The sequence below is a fragment of the Geodermatophilus sp. SYSU D00742 genome, from assembly GCF_054049935.1.
Genome location: NZ_JBJGYJ010000003.1, coordinates 130,929 through 145,703, shown reverse-complemented (window position 1 = coordinate 145,703; position 14,775 = coordinate 130,929). Strand labels below are relative to the sequence as shown.

Sequence of the window (14,775 nt, the reverse complement as noted above, 5' to 3'; positions counted from 1 at the left end):
GTGACGGAGGCAGGACGGGAGCGCGGCTCGGGGCTCCGCTACGGCTGGACCACCGGCGCCTGCGCCACCGCCGCCACCACGGCCGCGTACACCGCGTTGCTCACCGGCGAGTTCCCCGACCCGGTGGGCATCGACCTCCCCAACGACCGGCACCCGACCTTCGCGCTGGCCCGTGAGCAGCTGGAGGACGGCGCCGCCAGCGCCGGGGTCGTCAAGGACGCCGGCGACGACCCCGACGTCACCCACGGCGCGCTCGTCTCCGCCCGCGTCACCCACGGCGAGCCCGGCAGCGGCGTGGTGTTCCGGGCGGGCCCCGGCGTGGGCACGGTCACCAAGCCGGGGTTGCCGCTGCCGGTCGGGGAGCCGGCGATCAACCCCATGCCGCGGCAGTTCATCCGCGAGCACGTGGCCGCGGTCGCCGCCCGGCACGGCGGCACGGGCGACGTCGTCGTCGAGGTGTCCGTCGAGCACGGCGAGGAGCTGGCCCGGCGGACGTGGAACCCGCGGCTGGGCATCCTCGGCGGGCTGTCCGTCCTGGGCACGACCGGGGTCGTCGTCCCGTACTCGTGCTCGTCGTGGATCGACTCGATCCGGCGCGGCATCGACGTCGCGCGCGCGGCCGGGCACCGGCACGTCGCGGGGTGCACCGGCTCGACCAGCGAGCGGGTGGTCACCGAGCTGTACGGGCTGCCCGAGGACGCGCTGCTGGACATGGGCGACTTCGCCGGCGCCGTCCTCAAGTACCTGCGCCGCCACCCCGTGCCGCGGCTGACGGTCGCCGGCGGCATCGGCAAGCTGGCCAAGCTGGCCGACGGGCACCTGGACCTGCACTCCGGCCGCTCGCAGGTGTCGACCGAGTCGCTGGCCGCCCGGGTCCGGGACGCGGGTGGCCCGCCCGAACTCGTCGAGGGGGTCCGGACGGCGAACACCGCGCTCGACGCCCTCCAGCAGTGCCGGGCCGCGGGTCTGCCCCTGGGCGACCTGGTGGCGGCCGGAGCGCGGGAGACCGCGCTGGGTGTGCTGCGGGGTGCGCCGGTGGAGGTCGACGTCGTGGTGATCGACCGGGCCGGCACCGTCGTCGGCCGCGCGTAGCAGACCGACCCCGCTGTCCCCCGCCACCCGCCGGCCCGCGGTGGGCCCCGGCGGCGGGGCCGGCAACCGGTTGCTCACCGGGGGCGGGTCGTCGAGTAGAGATGGCTGTCGGGGAACTGCGCGGCGGTGAGCACCGGGCCGACGACGACGACCGCCGTGCGCCGGACCCCGGCCGCCGCCACCTGGCCGGCGATGTCGGCGAGCGTGCCCCGCAGCACGAGCTCGTCGTCCCGGCTGGCGCGCGCGACGACGGCGACCGGCCCCTCGGCGCCGTAGTGCTCGGCCAGCTGCGGCGCCAGCTCGGCGATCCGCTGCACGGCCAGGTGCAGGACCAGCGTCGCCCCGGTCGCGGCGTAGGCGGCCAGCTCCTCCCCCGGCGGCATCGGCGTCGACCGGGCACTGGTGCGGGTGAGCACCACGGTCTGCCCCACACCGGGCACGGTCAGCTCCCGCTTGAGCGCCGCGGCCGCCGCCGCGAACGCCGGCACCCCCGGCACCACCTCGTAGGGCACCCCGACGGCGTCGAGCCGGCGCATCTGCTCGGCCATGGCGCTGTAGACCGACGGGTCCCCGGAGTGCAGCCGGGCGACGTCGAGGCCGGCCTCGTGCGCGGCGACCAGCTCGGCGGTGATCTGGTCCAGGTCCAGCTCGGCGGTGTCGACCAGCCGCGCTCCCGGCGGCGCGGTGGCCAGCAGCTCACGGGGGACCAGCGCACCGGCGTAGAGGCAGACGGGCGCCGCGGCGATCACCCGGGCGGCGCGGAGGGTGACCAGGTCCGCCGCACCCGGCCCCGCCCCGATGAAGTGGACGGTCACGGTCCCCCCGTTCCTGCGGGCACGCCCGCGGACGTGCCCCGTGCCGGTCCGCGGGCGTGCCCGGCCGCAGCGGTGTGTGTCACGGCTTCCCCACGCTCCAGATCGTCACCGGCATGGCGGGCCTCCAGCCGGTGAACGACCCCACCGGCTCGGCGTGCGCGACCGACAGCCGGGTCAGCGCGCCCCCGGCCCGCGCCCGCCACTGCGCCACCAGCGCCTCGCTCTCCACGGTCACCGCCGTGACGACCAGCCGCCCGCCGGGGCCGAGGGCGCGCCAGCACGCGTCGAGCACCCCGGGCACCGTCGCCCCGCCACCGACGAAGACGGCGTCCGGCCGCGGCAGGCCCGCCAGCGCCCCGGGCGCCCGGCCGGCGACGACCCGCAGGTCCGGGACGCCGAGCCGGGCGGCGTTCTGCCCGATCCGCTCTGCGCGCTCGGGGTGCGACTCGACCGCCACGGCCCGGCACGTGGGGTGCACCCGCATCCACTCGATGCCGATCGAGCCCGCTCCCGCCCCGACGTCCCACAGCAGCCGGCCGGGCAGCGGAGCCAGCCGGGCGAGGGTGACCGCCCGGACGTCGCGCTTGGTGAGCTGGCCGTCGTGCGCGTAGGCCTCGTCGGGCAGCCCGGGCGTGGCCGGCCACGGTTCGGTGCCGGGGTCGGCGACCACCTCGACGGCGGTGAGCACGAGGGGGTCGGTCTCGGTGTGCGGCCAGTCGTCGGCGCGGCCGGTGAAGCGGCGCTCGTCCGGGCCGCCCAGTTGCGCCAGCGCCGTCAGCCGGCTGGCCCCGTACCCGCGGTCGGTGAGGAGGGCGGCGACCGCGGCCGGCGTGCGGGTGTCCGAGCCGAGCACCAGCAGCCGGCGTCCCGGGGCGACGTGCACGGTGAGCAGGTCGACCGAGCGCCCGACGACGGAGACCACCTGCGTCTCCTCCACCGCCCAGCCCAGCCGGGCGCAGGCCAGCGTCACCGAGGACGGCGCGGGCAGCACCGTCACCGCGGCCGGCCCGTGCAGCCGGACCAGCGAGGTGCCGACGCCGGACAGCATCGGGTCGCCGCTGGCCAGGACGACCACCCGCCGTCCCGGATGCGCCTCCGGCAGCGCCGCCAGGGCCGGGGTCATCGGTGAGGGCCACGGGACCCGCTCGGCCCGGACCGTGCCGGGCACCAGCGCCAGCTGCCGGGCGCTGCCCCGCAGCACGTCGGCGTCCTCGACCGCCCGCCGCGAGCGGGGCGGGAGGCCGTCCCACCCGTCGGCGCCGATGCCGACGACGGTGACCCCCCAGCCCTCGGGCGCGGTCACGCCGGCAACTCACCGCCGGGGCCCGCGGCCTCCGCCAGCAGCCGCTCCCGCGTCTCCTCCGGGAGCCGGTCGACGTAGACCGTGCCGTCCAGGTGGTCCACCTCGTGCTGCAGGCAGCGGGCGGCCATGCCGGTGGCCTCGATCGAGACCGGGTGGCCCGCCGCGTCCACGCCGTCCACCCGGGCGCGGAAGGCCCGTGGGAGCTCGGCGTAGGGGCCGGGCACCGACAGGCAGCCCTCCTCGGTGACCTCCTCGGCCGGCTCGCCCTCCCGCGGCTCGAGGACCGTCAGCTCCGGGTTCACCACGTAGCCGACGACGTCCTCGCCGTCGGCGTCCGGGCAGTCGATGACGAACACCCGCGCGTCGACGCCGATCTGGTTGGCCGCCAGCCCCACCCCGTCGGCGGCCTCCATCGAGGCGAACATGTCCAGCACCAGCCGGCGGAGGTCCTTGCCGAACTCGGTCACCGGCGCGCACGGCCGGTGCAGGACCGGGTCGCTCCCGTAGGTGACGATCGGCCGGGCGGTGCCGCTGTAACGGCCGGGCAGGCGCATGGACGCCCATCCTAGGGACGGCGCCGTCCGGCCCGGTTGGCACGATGTGCCGCGTGCTGCCCCCGCGTGACCTGCCCACCGCCACGGGCCTGGCGTTGGGCGCCGCGGCCGACCTGCTGCTCGCCGACCCGCGGCGGTGGCACCCCGTCGCCGGGTTCGGCCGGGTCGCCGCTGCCCTGGAGCGGCGGGTCTGGCGGGACTCCCGGCCGGCCGGGGTCGGGTACGCCGCGGCGCTGACCGGTGCCGCCGGCCTGCTGGGCGTCGCCCTCGACCGCGCCACCCGCGGTCGCCCCGTGCCCCGGGCCCTGGTCACCGCCACCGCCACGTGGACCGTGCTCGGCGGCACCTCGCTGGGCCGGGCGGCCACCGCCATGGCCACCACCCTGGACGCCGGGGACCTCCCCGCCGCCCGCCGCCTGCTCCCCACGCTGGCCGGCCGCGACCCGGCCGGCCTGGACGGGGCGGAGCTGTCCCGCGCCACCGTCGAGTCGGTGGCCGAGAACACCTCCGACGCGGCCGTCGGCCCGCTGGTGTGGGGCGCGGTGGCCGGCCTGCCGGGGCTGCTCGCGTACCGCGCGGCCAACACCCTCGACGCGATGGTCGGTCACCGCTCCCCGCGGCACCTGCGGTTCGGCTGGGCCGCCGCCCGTGCCGACGACGTCGCCAACTGGCTGCCGGCCCGGCTGACCGCCGCGCTCACCGTGGCGGCGGCACCGCTGACGGGAGGGTCCGCCCGCGGCGCGTGGGCGGCGTGGCACCGCGACGGCGCCGCGCACCCCAGCCCCAACGCCGGCCGGTGCGAGGCGGCACTGGCCGGGGCGCTGGGGCTGCGGCTGGGCGGGCGGAACGTCTACGGCAACCGGGTCGAGGACCGGCCGGCGCTCGGCAGCGGCCGGGCGCCGGCACCGGACGACATCCGCCGCGCGGTGCGGCTCTCCCGCGCCGTGTGGCTGGCGGCCGCGGCCCTCGCCGCGAGCGGGCGGCTGCGCCGCGGGCCGCGCGACTGCCGCGGCTGAGCCGGGTGCCGCGGCAACAGGCCGCGCGCCTCCGGCAGCACGGGGAACCCGTGCAGGTCCACCCGGGCGTGGCTGGCCGGCGGGTCGGCCGGACCGCGGCCACCCCGGACGGCGACGACGAGGGTGGTCACCGACAGCGCGGTGATCCCCAACAGGACGAGCAGGACGACGACACCACCTGAGGTCATGACCGAAGAGTGGCACCATCCAGGGTGGCGGAAAGCGGTCCACTGCGGCATGGTGGCCCGCATGCCACCGCGATCGGACCAGTCCACTCCGGCGCATCAGCTGGCCACTCTGATCGGGTCCGTGGAGGAGGTCCCGGGCCCCCGCTACGCGGCGCTGGCCCGCCGCATCCGGGAGCTGGTCACGACCGGGGCGCTGCCCAGTGGCAGCCGGCTGCCCGCGGAGCGGGAGCTGGCCGCCGAGCTGGGCACCAGCCGGGTCACCGTCGCCTCGGCCTACCGGCAGCTGCGGACCGACGGGTTCGCCGTCACGCGGCACGGCTCGGGCACGGTGACGGAGCTGCCGACCGCGAGCAGTGCGTGGCGGGCGCCGAGCACCGACCCGCAGCTGCTCGACCTCGCGCACGCCGCCCCCGAGGCGGTCCCGCAGGTGCTGGCCGCCTACGAGCAGGCGGTGGCCGCGCTCCCGGCGTACACGGCCGGGCACGGGTATGCGCCCAGCGGTCTGCCGGAGCTCCGGTCGGCGATCGCCGACCGGTTCACCGCCCGGGGCCTGCCCACCGACCGCGACCAGGTGGTGGTCACCGCGGGCACCGGGGACGCCACCGCCCTCGTGCTCGAGACGCTGCTCCAGCCCGGTGACCGTGTGCTGGTCGAGCACCCCACCTACCCCGGTGCCCTGGGCATGGTGGCCGCCGCGGGGGGGCGCTGCGTCCCCGCCCCCGTCGACGCGGCCGACCCCGACGCCCTGGTGTCCGCGGCCTCGCTGGTCACCCGGCAGAGCAGCCCGCGGATGGCCTTCGTCATGCCCGACTTCTCCAACCCCTCGGGCGCCCGGCTCTCGGCCGCGGGGCGGCGCCGGCTGGCGGCGACGCTCTGGCAGCACGGCGTCCTGACCGTCGTCGACGAGGTCACCGCGGAGCTGCACCTGGACGACGGCCCGCTGCCCCCGTTCGCCGCGAGCGTGCCGGACGCCGCGACGGTCACCGTCGGCGGACTGTCCAAGGCCGCCTGGGGTGGCCTGCGGATCGGCTGGGTGCGGACCGACGCCGCGCTGGCCGACCAGCTCGGCGCCGCGCTGGGACGACGGCAGCTCTCCGTCGGCGTCCTGGACCAGCTCGCCGCCGTCGTCCTCGTCCGCGGGCTGGACGACGTCCTGGCGCAGCGCCGTGCGGTGCTGCGCGAACGCCGGGAGGTGCTGCTGGCCGAGCTGGCCCGGGTCCTGCCCGGCTGGACGGCGCACCGGCCGTCCGGCGGACTCTCGATGTGGTGCCGGCTGCCGCCCGGCACCAGCTCCGCCGCCCTGACCGCGGCCGCCGCCCCGCTGGGCCTGGCGCTCGCCGAGGGTCGTGCCTTCGGCACCGGGCACGCCTTCGACGACCACCTCCGGCTGCCGTTCACCCTGCCCCCCGCCCGGCTGCGGACGGCGGTGGAGCTGCTCGCCCGGGTGTCCGCCGACCTGTCCGCCGCGCCCGGTGCGGGACGGGTCCCCGCCCGGCCGGCGACCGTCGTCTGACCGCTCCGGGAGGCCGACAGCCCGTGGCGACGCGCTGACGCACGCGTCGGGACGGTCGCAGGGCGTGCAGGCCCGGCTGCGGCGTCGTACCGTGCCTCTCATCGGTGGTGCCGTGACCCCGAGTCACCGGTCCACCGCGGTGGTCGAAGCCACGGCCGTCGGTGCACAGCCGGACTCCGCCTCCGGCGACCACTCGTGGAGTCGACATGACAGCGACGCCCTCACCCATCCTGTCTCCCGTCCGCTCGGCCTCCGCCACGCCTGCACCCCCGGCGACGGCCCACCCCGCACCCCCGCCGTCCCGGCCGGCACCGGTCGCCCGGCGGCTGGCCGGCCGGTTCCGCTACGAGCGGCGTACCGGCTCGTGGTCCTGGTCCCCCGAGATGACCACGCTGCTCGACTGCGGCCACGGCGGCGCCCACCCGTGCACGGAGCTGCTGGTCCGCTCGCTGCACTCGGGCGACCGCCCGCACGCGCTCGGCGCGATCGCGGCCGCGTGCACCAACGGGGCGCCGTTCTCGCTCCAGGTGCGGCTGCGTGGCCGCGGCGGCACCGAGCGCCCGGGCGTCCTCATCGGCGAGCCGGTGCTGGACGCGGCCGGCGCGGTCGAGGCCCTGGAGGGCCTGCTCGTCGCGTTGCCCGCCGAGCCGGCGCACACACCCCACCGCGGTGCCGGAGGCGACGCCCAGCGCGTGCGGGAGCTGGAGACCGAGGTGGCCCAGCTGCGCACCGCGATGGGCAGCCGGGCGGCGATCGAGCAGGCCAAGGGCATCGTCATGCTCCTCACCGGCTGCGGCGACCAGGTCGCCTTCGACGTGCTGGCGCACATCTCGAGCAACTCCCACCGCAAGGTGCGCGACGTCGCCGTGGCCATCACCGAGTCGGCGGCCGGGCACGCGTCCCTGCCGGCCGACATCCGCGCGCTCATCCGCGACGTCTGCCCGCCGAGTCCCCGCATGCACTGACGCGCCGGGCCCTGGGGCAACCGGCTCCGGGGCGCACGGGAGAATGCCGCTGCCACCGGCGGCCGCCGGCGGTCCCCCGAGCCGAGAGGGGAAGCGCGGCGTGCTCTACCTCGTCGTCCGGTTCCTGCTGCGCCCGCTCTTCCGCATCGTGCTGCGCACGCACGTGACCGGACAGGAGAACGTCCCGGCCACCGGGGCGTTCATCCTGGCCAGCAACCACCTGTCCTTCATCGACAGCATGGTCATCCCCCTCTCCGCGCCCCGCCGCGTCGGCTACCTGGCGAAGGCGGAGTACTTCACCGGGTCCGGCTTCTCGGGCTGGCTGACGAAGACGCTGTTCACCGCGCTCGGTGCCCTGCCGGTGGAACGGCAGACCCACCGCGCCGCGCAGGAGGCCCTCGACACCGCCCTGGGCGTGCTGCGTCAGGGCGGCGGGTTCGGCATCTACCCGGAGGGCACCCGGTCCCGGGACGGCCGGCTGGCCCGCGGCAAGACCGGGGTGGCCTGGCTGGCCCTGACCGCCGACTGCCCCGTGGTCCCGGTCGCGGTGGCCGGCACCGACCGGGTGCAGCCGGTCGGCTCCCGCTGGCCCCGCCCGCACAAGGTGTCGGTCACCTTCGGCGAGCCGCTCACGTTCCCCGAGTACCGGGGGATGGCCGGCAACGGCCGGGCGCGCCGCGCGGTCACCGACCGGATCATGGAGGCGATCGCCGAGCTGTCCGGCCAGGAGAAGGCCGGCTGGGGCGCCCCCCGCGAGACGGTGTGACGGGGGCGCTGCTCGTCGCCGGGACGACCTCGGACGCGGGGAAGTCCGTCGTCACCGCCGGCATCTGCCGCTGGCTGGTGCGCCAGGGGGTCTCGGTGGCGCCGTTCAAGGCCCAGAACATGAGCAACAACTCCGTGGTCACCCCCGACGGCGCGGAGATCGGCCGGGCCCAGGTGGTCCAGGCCGCCGCCGCGCGCGTGCCGCCCGAGGCGGCGATGAACCCGGTGCTGCTCAAGCCGGGTGGCGAGGACTCCAGCCAGGTCGTCGTCCTCGGCCGGCCGGTGGCCGAGGTGAGCGCGCTGTCCTACCGGCCGATGAAGGCCGCGCTGCTGGAGCAGGTGCTCAGCAGCCTGGCCGACCTGCGGTCCCGCTTCGACGTCGTCGTCTGCGAGGGGGCCGGGTCCCCGACCGAGATCAACCTGCGCGCCGACGACATCGCCAACATGGGGCTGGCCACCGCGGCGCGGCTGCCGGTCGTCGTCATCGGTGACATCGACCGCGGCGGGGTCTTCCCCGCCCTCTACGGCACCGTGGCGCTCATGCCGCCGGCCGACCAGCGGCTGGTCGCCGGGTTCCTCGTCAACAAGTTCCGCGGCGACGTCCGGCTGCTGCAGCCGGGCCTCGAGGCGCTGACCGGGCTCACCGGGCGGCCGACCCTCGGCGTCCTGCCGTGGCTGCCGGGGCTGGACCTCGACGTCGAGGACTCCCTGGGCCTGGGGACGGCGCGTCCGGCCGCCGGCCCACCGCACGGGGAGGAGGTGCTGCGCGTCGCCGCCGTCCGGCTGCCGCGGCTGTCCAACTCCACCGACCTGGACGCCCTGGCGGCCGAGCCCGGCGTCGTGGTCCGCTACGCCACCACGCCCGGCGAGCTCGCCGACGCCGACCTCGTCGTGCTCCCGGGCACCCGCGCGACGGTGGCCGACCTGCGGTGGCTGCGTGCGACGGGCCTGGCCGACGCGGTGTGCCGCCGGGCCGCCGACGGCCTGCCCGTGCTGGGCATCTGCGGGGGCCACCAGATGCTGGCCCGCACGATCGCCGACGACGTCGAGTCGCGGGCCGGCACGGTGCCGGGCCTGGGGCTGCTGCCGGCCGACGTGCGGTTCGCGCCGGAGAAGACGCTGGCCCGCCCGGTCGGGACGGCGTTCGGGCAGCCGGTGCACGCCTACGAGATCCACCACGGCGTGGTCACCGTCGACGACGACGCCGAGCCGTTCCTGGACGGCGCGCGGCGCGGGTCGGTGTGGGGCACGACCTGGCACGGCGCGATGGAGAACGACGGGTTCCGCCGGGCGTTCCTCGCCGAGGTGGCGCGCGTGGCCGGCCGGCGGTTCGTCGCGGCCCCGGACACCGACTTCGCCGCCGTCCGCGAGCGGCGCCTGGACACCCTCGGAGACCTGGTCGCCGAGCACGCCGACACCGACGCGCTGTGGCGGCTGGTCGAGGGCGGCGCGCCGGCCGGCCTGCCGCTGCTCCCGCCCGGCGCCGGGCCGCGCTGACCGACACGCGTCCCGCGCGCGGTGTGCGCGGCGAGCCATGGCGCGCGGACCCACCGGGAGGCGGCGCGCCGGGGTGCCGGGCACCCGTGGTGCCCGGGCGCCGCCGCGCGGGAGCATCCCCGGACGGGTAGCGGCAGCGGGAGACGGTCATGGCGATCGCGGTCCACGTGGTGAACACGCCGAAGAGCGACGCGCGGGCGGCCTACGAGGAGGCCTGGCGGCGCATCGACGAACGGGGCCTCCGGCACCCCGCTGGTCGGCAGAGCCACACCGCGTGGATGACGGGGGACGTGCTGCACGTCGTCGACGTCTGGGACTCCCGTGAGGCGATGGCGGAGTGGATGTCCACGCTCGCCCCGATCCTCGAGGAGTTCGGGATGCGGCTGGAGGGACCGCCGGAGGTGGGCGAGGTCCTGCAGGTGGTCCGGCCGGACTGACCGCGAGCCGCCGTGCGGTCAGCCGGCTGCGAGCCGCTCCCGGACGTCGTCCGGCCAGGGAGCGGCCACGCCGTCGGCCACGCACACGTACGTGGTGCGCACGACGCAGCAGACCCGCTCCCCCACGCGCACGGTGAACCGCGCGGTCGCGCTGGTGCGGCCGACCTTCTCGGTCTCGGCGTCCACGGTGACCGTGTCCCCCCAGCGGGCCGCCGACGACCACTCGAGGGTGCTGGCCTTGACCAGCGGGTCGATGGAGCGCTCGGTGAGCTCCGCCCACGACAGGCCCGCCGCCGCCCACCAGGCGTTGGACGCCTCGTCGGCCCACGTCAGGTAGTGCGCGTTGAAGACGACGCCCTGCTGGTCGCACTCGACGTACCGGACCGGGGCGCTCCACCGTGCCGTCACGGAGCGCCACCGTAGCGGGGTTACCGTCCTCGGCATGGACGGCGTGCTGGACCGCTACCGCGACCCCTCCCAGCTGGTGCGGGACAAGGTGATCGACCACCTCGACCGCCACTGCCGGGCCTTCATCGGACTGTCGCCGTTCGCGACCCTGTCCACCGCCTCGGCGGACGGCTGGCCGGACGTGTCGCCGCGCGGCGGCGACCCCGGCTTCGTGAAGGTGCTCGACGAGCACCGGCTGGTGCTGCCCGACCGTCCGGGCAACAACCGGGTCGACAGCCTGCACAACGTCGCCGGCAACCCGCGGGCGGCGCTGATGTTCCTGGTGCCGGGCATCGAGGAGACCCTGCGCGTCTACGGCACCGCGGAGATCACCGCGCCGGAGGAGCTCGAGGTGGACCTCACCGAGTTCGGCCGCGCCCCCCGCTCGGTGCTCGTGGTGACGGTGACGCGGGCCTACTTCCAGTGCGCCAAGTCGATCATGCGCTCGGGCCTGTGGGACCCGCAGCGCCAGGTGGAGCGCTCGGCGTTCGCCCCCATGCGCGAGGTGTTCGGCGACCACTGCCGGCTCACCACACCGCTGCCCGACGACGCGGTCATGCGGGCGGGGCTGGCCCAGGAACTCTGATCCGTCGGTGGCCGGCCCTACGGTGCCGGCATGGCGACCGACATCCAGGTGGTGGTGGACAGCGCCGACCCGCACGGGTTGGCCGACTGGTGGGCCGAGGCCCTGGGCTGGCAGGTGGAGGCGCAGGACGAGGCGTTCATCCGGGGCCTGCTGGAGTCGGGGGCGGCGAGCGAGGCGGACACGACCACGCACCGCGGCGCGCTGGTCTGGCGCGTCGGGGCCGCGGTGGACTCCCCCGACCCCGGGCGGCCACGGGTGCTGTTCCAGCTCGTCCCCGAGGCGAAGACGGTCAAGAACCGGGTGCACCTCGACCTGCACGTGGGCCCCGAGCGGCGGGACGCCGAGGTGGCGCGGCTGGTGGGCATGGGTGCCACCGAGCTCTACCGGCAGTCCCAGGGGCCGTTCACGTGGGCGACCCTCATCGACCCGGAGGGCAACGAGTTCTGCGTCGCGTGAGGGAGACCCTCCGGCCTCAGCCGGCGCGCAGGTCGCGGGCGAGCTTGCGGTAGGCCACGGTGCGCTGGACGAGGCTGCGCCGGCGCCCTCTGCGCTGTCGCCGATCGCTGCCGAGGTAGCGGGCGTCCTCCACCAGCTGGAAGGCGGCCAGCACGCTGGCCTGCACCTCCCGCGCCCGTGGCGCGGCCGGCGGAACCGGTTCGGCCGAGGTCATCGCGGCCCCCTCTCGTCGGAGGAGCCCCCTGACCCGCCCCGTGACGCCATGGTGCCCCCGTACCGGCAGGTCGAACCCTCCGGGTGACCGATTGGTGCCGATGTGTCACACGTGACAGCTGAGGTCCCGGACAGCGCTCCGGCGGTCACCCTCCGGCACCGGCCCGCCGTTCCGTACGGTGCCGGTCATGACCGGATCAGGGTTGGGACGACGTCTCTCCGCGGGGTTGCGGGCGGTGCTGGAGCCGGCCGTCCGGGCCGCCCTCCGGCCGGCCGCCGGGCCGGCCCGGTCCGCGGTGCGCCGCGCCCGGCGGACCCGGACACCGACGTCGGAGGCGGCACCGGGACCGGCGTCCGCCCCTGCTCGGGTGCGCGACCTCCCGGGGAGCCTCGCCGACGTCGAGCTCGGCTACGCCCCGCGCGACGACGTCCTGCCCGACCCGGGCGAGGTCGTGTGGGCGTGGGTGCCCTTCGACGAGGGCGACGGCCGCGGCAAGGACCGCCCGGTGCTGGTCATCGGCCGCCGGGGGCCCGACCTCGTCGGCCTCATGCTGTCCAGTCAGGACCACGACCGGGACGCCGCGGACGAGGCGCGGTTCGGACGGCGGTGGATCGACGTCGGTTCCGGCGGCTGGGACCCGCAGGGCCGGCCCAGCGAGGCTCGGCTGGACCGGCTGCTCCTGGTCCCGCCGGGCGCCGCCCGGCGGATCGGCGCCGCGCTCGCCCGGCGTCCGTTCGACGAGGCCGTCGCCGCCGTCCGCGCGCTGCACCGCGGCTGAGCCGGGATCCGGTCGACGGCCCCCGCCGTCGCCCGGCACGCTGCGCGGGATGGACGCCGCCGGGGTCTTCTGGGCACTGCACCGCGACCTCCCGCGTGAGGGCGTGGGCTCCGACGCGACCACCCGCACCCTGCTCGGCCTCGCCGGCCCCCTGCCGGACGAGCCCCGGGCCCTCGACGTCGGCTGCGGCCCGGGGCGGGCGTCCCTGGTCCTCGCGGAGGCCGGCGCCCGGGTCACCGCCGTCGACCTGCACGAACCCTTCCTGCGGAGGGCCCGGCAGGCCGCCGTCGACGCCGGCCTGAGTCGGCGGATCGCCGTCGTGCGGGCGTCGATGAGCGCGCTCCCCCACCCGGACGGGGTGTTCGACCTGCTGTGGTGCGAGGGGGCGGCCTACCTCATGGGCGTCGACGCGGCGATGACCGCGTGGCGGCGGCTGGTCCCGCCCGGCGGTGCCGTGGTGCTCACCGACGCGGTGTGGACGACGGACACCCCCTCGCCCGAGGCCGCCGCGTTCTGGTCGGTGTACCCGGCGATGCGCGACGTCCCGGCCACCGTCGCCGCGGCGCGGGCCGCCGGCTACGACGTCCTGGGCACGTACGTGCTGCCCGACTCCGACTGGGAGGACGAGTACCACCGCCCGCTGGAGGCGGCGATCGGGGCCTGGCCCGACCCGGACGAGCCGACCGCCGCGGTGCTGGCCGAGGCCCGCCGCGAGATCGACCTGCACCGCGCGCACGCCGACGAGTACGGCTACGCGGGGTTCGTGCTGCGGCGCCGGTGAGCGGTCAGTCGGCGACGGACTCGTCGCGGACCGACTGCCGCGGCCGCACGGTGTAGACGCCGGCCGAGCCGTGCAGCGTCGTCAGGTCGTAGCGGTGCACCACCTTGGGGCCGCCGTGGAGGTGCACGTGGGTGATGGTCGGCAGCGGGTCGCCGTGCCGGGCCTCGCGGACCTCCACCCGCCCGTCCAGCGGACCACCCACGAACAGCAGCACGGCGTCCTCCGTGCTCGTCGTCTCCTCGGACAGCTCCCTCACCTCCCTGGCGCCCCGGGCCAGGGTAGGCGTGTCCGGGCGGCGAGGCCTCTCCCTGGAGGAGTGATCAGGCCGACGCCCTCGCGCGCGAGGCCAGTTCCGCGCGGACGATCGGGGCCACCTCGGTGCCCAGCAGCTCGATGGAGCGCAGCACCTCGCGGTGCGGCGCGGCGCCGAGCGAGGACTGCATCAGGAACCGGTCGTGCCCGAACAACTCGTGCTGGAACAGGATTTTCTCGGCCACCTGCTCGGGGCTGCCGACGACGACCGCGCCGTGCAGGCCGGCGAGCGCGTCGAAGTCGGGGCGGGTCATCGGGCCCCAGCCCCGCTCGCGCCCCAGCTGGGTCATGACCTCGGCGTAGGTGTCGTAGAAGCTGTCCGCGGCCGCCTGCGAGGTGTCGGCGACGAACCCGTGCGAGTTGATCGAGACCGGCAGGGGGCCGTGCCCGTACTGCGCCGCGGCCCGCCGGTGCAACTGGGCGAGCGGCGCGAACCGGGCCGGCTCGCCGCCGATGATCGCCAGCGCCAGGGGCAGGCCCAGCGCCCCGGCGCGGACCACCGACTGCGGGTTGCCGCCGACCGCCACCCAGACCGGCAGCGGCTCCTGCACCGGCCGGGGGAAGACCGGCTGGTCGGCCAGCGCCGCGCGGTGCCGACCCGACCACGTCACGCGGACGGAGTCGCGCAGCCGCAGCAGCAGGTCGAGCTTCTCGGCGAACAGCTCGTCGTAGTCGTCGAGGTCGTAGCCGAACAGCGGGAAGGACTCGATGAACGAGCCGCGGCCGGCCATCACCTCGGCGCGGCCGTGCGAGAGCAGGTCGACGGTGGCGTACTGCTGGAACACCCGCACCGGGTCCTCCGACGAGAGCACGGTGACCGCGCTGGTCAGCCGGATGCGCGAGGTCCGGACGGCGGCCGCGGCCAGCACGGTCGCCGGGGAGCTGACCGCGTAGTCGGGCCGGTGGTGCTCACCGACGCCGAAGACGTCGAGGCCCACCTGGTCGGCGAGCTCGACCTCCTCCAGCAGGTCGGCCAGCCGCTGCTCGGGACTGGTCGTCGTCCCGGTGTGCGGGTCCCGGAGGACGTCGCCGAACGTGTAGACCCCGAGTTCCACT

General features: G+C 76.8%; 18 protein-coding genes. 11 read left to right on the top strand and 7 right to left on the bottom strand.

Features of this window, described 5'->3' with window-relative positions:
- Positions 1-1,092 carry a cobalt-precorrin-5B (C(1))-methyltransferase gene (locus tag ACI78V_RS03310; RefSeq protein ID WP_456848885.1) on the top strand — a complete coding sequence of 364 codons (1,092 nt, stop codon included), beginning with the start codon at positions 1-3 and terminating at the stop codon, positions 1,090-1,092.
- A gap of 74 nt (positions 1,093-1,166) precedes the next feature.
- On the opposite strand, the gene cobM is transcribed toward ACI78V_RS03310, so the two are convergent.
- From cobM to def, 3 genes are all read right to left on the bottom strand, one after another.
- The gene (cobM, locus tag ACI78V_RS03305; protein WP_456848883.1) at positions 1,167-1,907 is read right to left on the bottom strand and encodes a precorrin-4 C(11)-methyltransferase; all 741 of its coding nucleotides are present in this window, start codon (positions 1,905-1,907) and stop codon (positions 1,167-1,169) included.
- Positions 1,908-1,986: 79 nt separating this feature from the next.
- A complete protein-coding gene (gene cbiE / locus ACI78V_RS03300; RefSeq protein ID WP_456848881.1) occupies positions 1,987-3,210 on the bottom strand; it encodes a precorrin-6y C5,15-methyltransferase (decarboxylating) subunit CbiE in 1,224 nt (407 codons plus the stop codon).
- Positions 3,207-3,764, bottom strand: coding sequence for a peptide deformylase (gene def / locus ACI78V_RS03295; protein ID WP_456848879.1), 558 nt, complete (start codon positions 3,762-3,764; stop codon positions 3,207-3,209). Before def ends, cbiE begins: the two co-directional genes overlap by 4 nt.
- Before the next feature lie 44 nt (positions 3,765-3,808).
- Between def and ACI78V_RS03290 the strand changes: the two genes are divergently transcribed.
- The 6 genes from ACI78V_RS03290 (at position 3,809) to ACI78V_RS03265 (ending at position 10,145) form a co-directional block, all read left to right on the top strand.
- Complete coding sequence (locus ACI78V_RS03290) at positions 3,809-4,780, top strand: cobalamin biosynthesis protein (RefSeq protein WP_456848878.1); 972 nt, start codon at positions 3,809-3,811, stop codon at positions 4,778-4,780.
- A 237-nt stretch (positions 4,781-5,017) separates the two neighbouring features.
- Complete coding sequence (gene yczR / locus ACI78V_RS03285; protein ID WP_456849063.1) at positions 5,018-6,481, top strand: MocR-like transcription factor YczR; 1,464 nt, start codon at positions 5,018-5,020, stop codon at positions 6,479-6,481.
- A gap of 206 nt (positions 6,482-6,687) precedes the next feature.
- Complete coding sequence (locus tag ACI78V_RS03280) at positions 6,688-7,446, top strand: ANTAR domain-containing protein (protein ID WP_456848876.1); 759 nt, start codon at positions 6,688-6,690, stop codon at positions 7,444-7,446.
- 100 nt (positions 7,447-7,546) lie between these two features.
- Positions 7,547-8,212, top strand: a complete 666-nt coding sequence (locus tag ACI78V_RS03275; RefSeq protein WP_456848874.1) for a lysophospholipid acyltransferase family protein — start codon at positions 7,547-7,549, stop codon at positions 8,210-8,212.
- On the top strand, positions 8,209-9,708 hold the full coding sequence (locus tag ACI78V_RS03270) for a cobyric acid synthase (RefSeq protein ID WP_456848872.1): 1,500 nt from the start codon (positions 8,209-8,211) through the stop codon (positions 9,706-9,708). The genes ACI78V_RS03275 and ACI78V_RS03270 overlap by 4 nt, the downstream gene beginning before the upstream one ends.
- Before the next feature lie 149 nt (positions 9,709-9,857).
- Positions 9,858-10,145 carry an antibiotic biosynthesis monooxygenase gene (locus tag ACI78V_RS03265; RefSeq protein ID WP_456848870.1) on the top strand — a complete coding sequence of 96 codons (288 nt, stop codon included), beginning with the start codon at positions 9,858-9,860 and terminating at the stop codon, positions 10,143-10,145.
- A gap of 18 nt (positions 10,146-10,163) precedes the next feature.
- On the opposite strand, the gene ACI78V_RS03260 is transcribed toward ACI78V_RS03265, so the two are convergent.
- Positions 10,164-10,553, bottom strand: a complete 390-nt coding sequence (locus ACI78V_RS03260; protein ID WP_456848868.1) for an acyl-CoA thioesterase — start codon at positions 10,551-10,553, stop codon at positions 10,164-10,166.
- A gap of 34 nt (positions 10,554-10,587) precedes the next feature.
- Here ACI78V_RS03260 and ACI78V_RS03255 point away from each other — a divergent pair, with 34 nt between their 5' ends.
- Both ACI78V_RS03255 and ACI78V_RS03250 read left to right on the top strand, forming a co-directional pair.
- On the top strand, positions 10,588-11,178 hold the full coding sequence (locus ACI78V_RS03255; RefSeq protein WP_456848866.1) for an MSMEG_1061 family FMN-dependent PPOX-type flavoprotein: 591 nt from the start codon (positions 10,588-10,590) through the stop codon (positions 11,176-11,178).
- Positions 11,179-11,208: 30 nt separating this feature from the next.
- Entirely contained in the window at positions 11,209-11,634 is a 426-nt protein-coding gene (locus ACI78V_RS03250) for a VOC family protein (protein ID WP_456848864.1), read from the top strand.
- 16 nt (positions 11,635-11,650) lie between these two features.
- On the opposite strand, the gene ACI78V_RS03245 is transcribed toward ACI78V_RS03250, so the two are convergent.
- Positions 11,651-11,848 (bottom strand): hypothetical protein, encoded by a 198-nt coding sequence (locus tag ACI78V_RS03245; RefSeq protein WP_456848862.1) that lies wholly within the window; start codon positions 11,846-11,848, stop codon positions 11,651-11,653.
- A 187-nt stretch (positions 11,849-12,035) separates the two neighbouring features.
- Here ACI78V_RS03245 and ACI78V_RS03240 point away from each other — a divergent pair, with 187 nt between their 5' ends.
- Positions 12,036-12,626, top strand: coding sequence for a type II toxin-antitoxin system PemK/MazF family toxin (locus ACI78V_RS03240; protein WP_456848860.1), 591 nt, complete (start codon positions 12,036-12,038; stop codon positions 12,624-12,626).
- Positions 12,627-12,675: 49 nt separating this feature from the next.
- Positions 12,676-13,407: a class I SAM-dependent methyltransferase gene (locus ACI78V_RS03235; RefSeq protein ID WP_456848858.1), complete on the top strand. Its 732-nt coding sequence runs from the start codon at positions 12,676-12,678 to the stop codon at positions 13,405-13,407.
- A gap of 4 nt (positions 13,408-13,411) precedes the next feature.
- On the opposite strand, the gene ACI78V_RS03230 is transcribed toward ACI78V_RS03235, so the two are convergent.
- Together ACI78V_RS03230 and ACI78V_RS03225 are read right to left on the bottom strand one after the other, a co-directional pair.
- Positions 13,412-13,663 (bottom strand): hypothetical protein, encoded by a 252-nt coding sequence (locus ACI78V_RS03230; protein ID WP_456848856.1) that lies wholly within the window; start codon positions 13,661-13,663, stop codon positions 13,412-13,414.
- Positions 13,664-13,727: 64 nt separating this feature from the next.
- On the bottom strand, positions 13,728-14,774 hold the full coding sequence (locus tag ACI78V_RS03225; protein ID WP_456848854.1) for an LLM class flavin-dependent oxidoreductase: 1,047 nt from the start codon (positions 14,772-14,774) through the stop codon (positions 13,728-13,730).
- Between the last annotated feature and the right edge of the window lies 1 nt (position 14,775).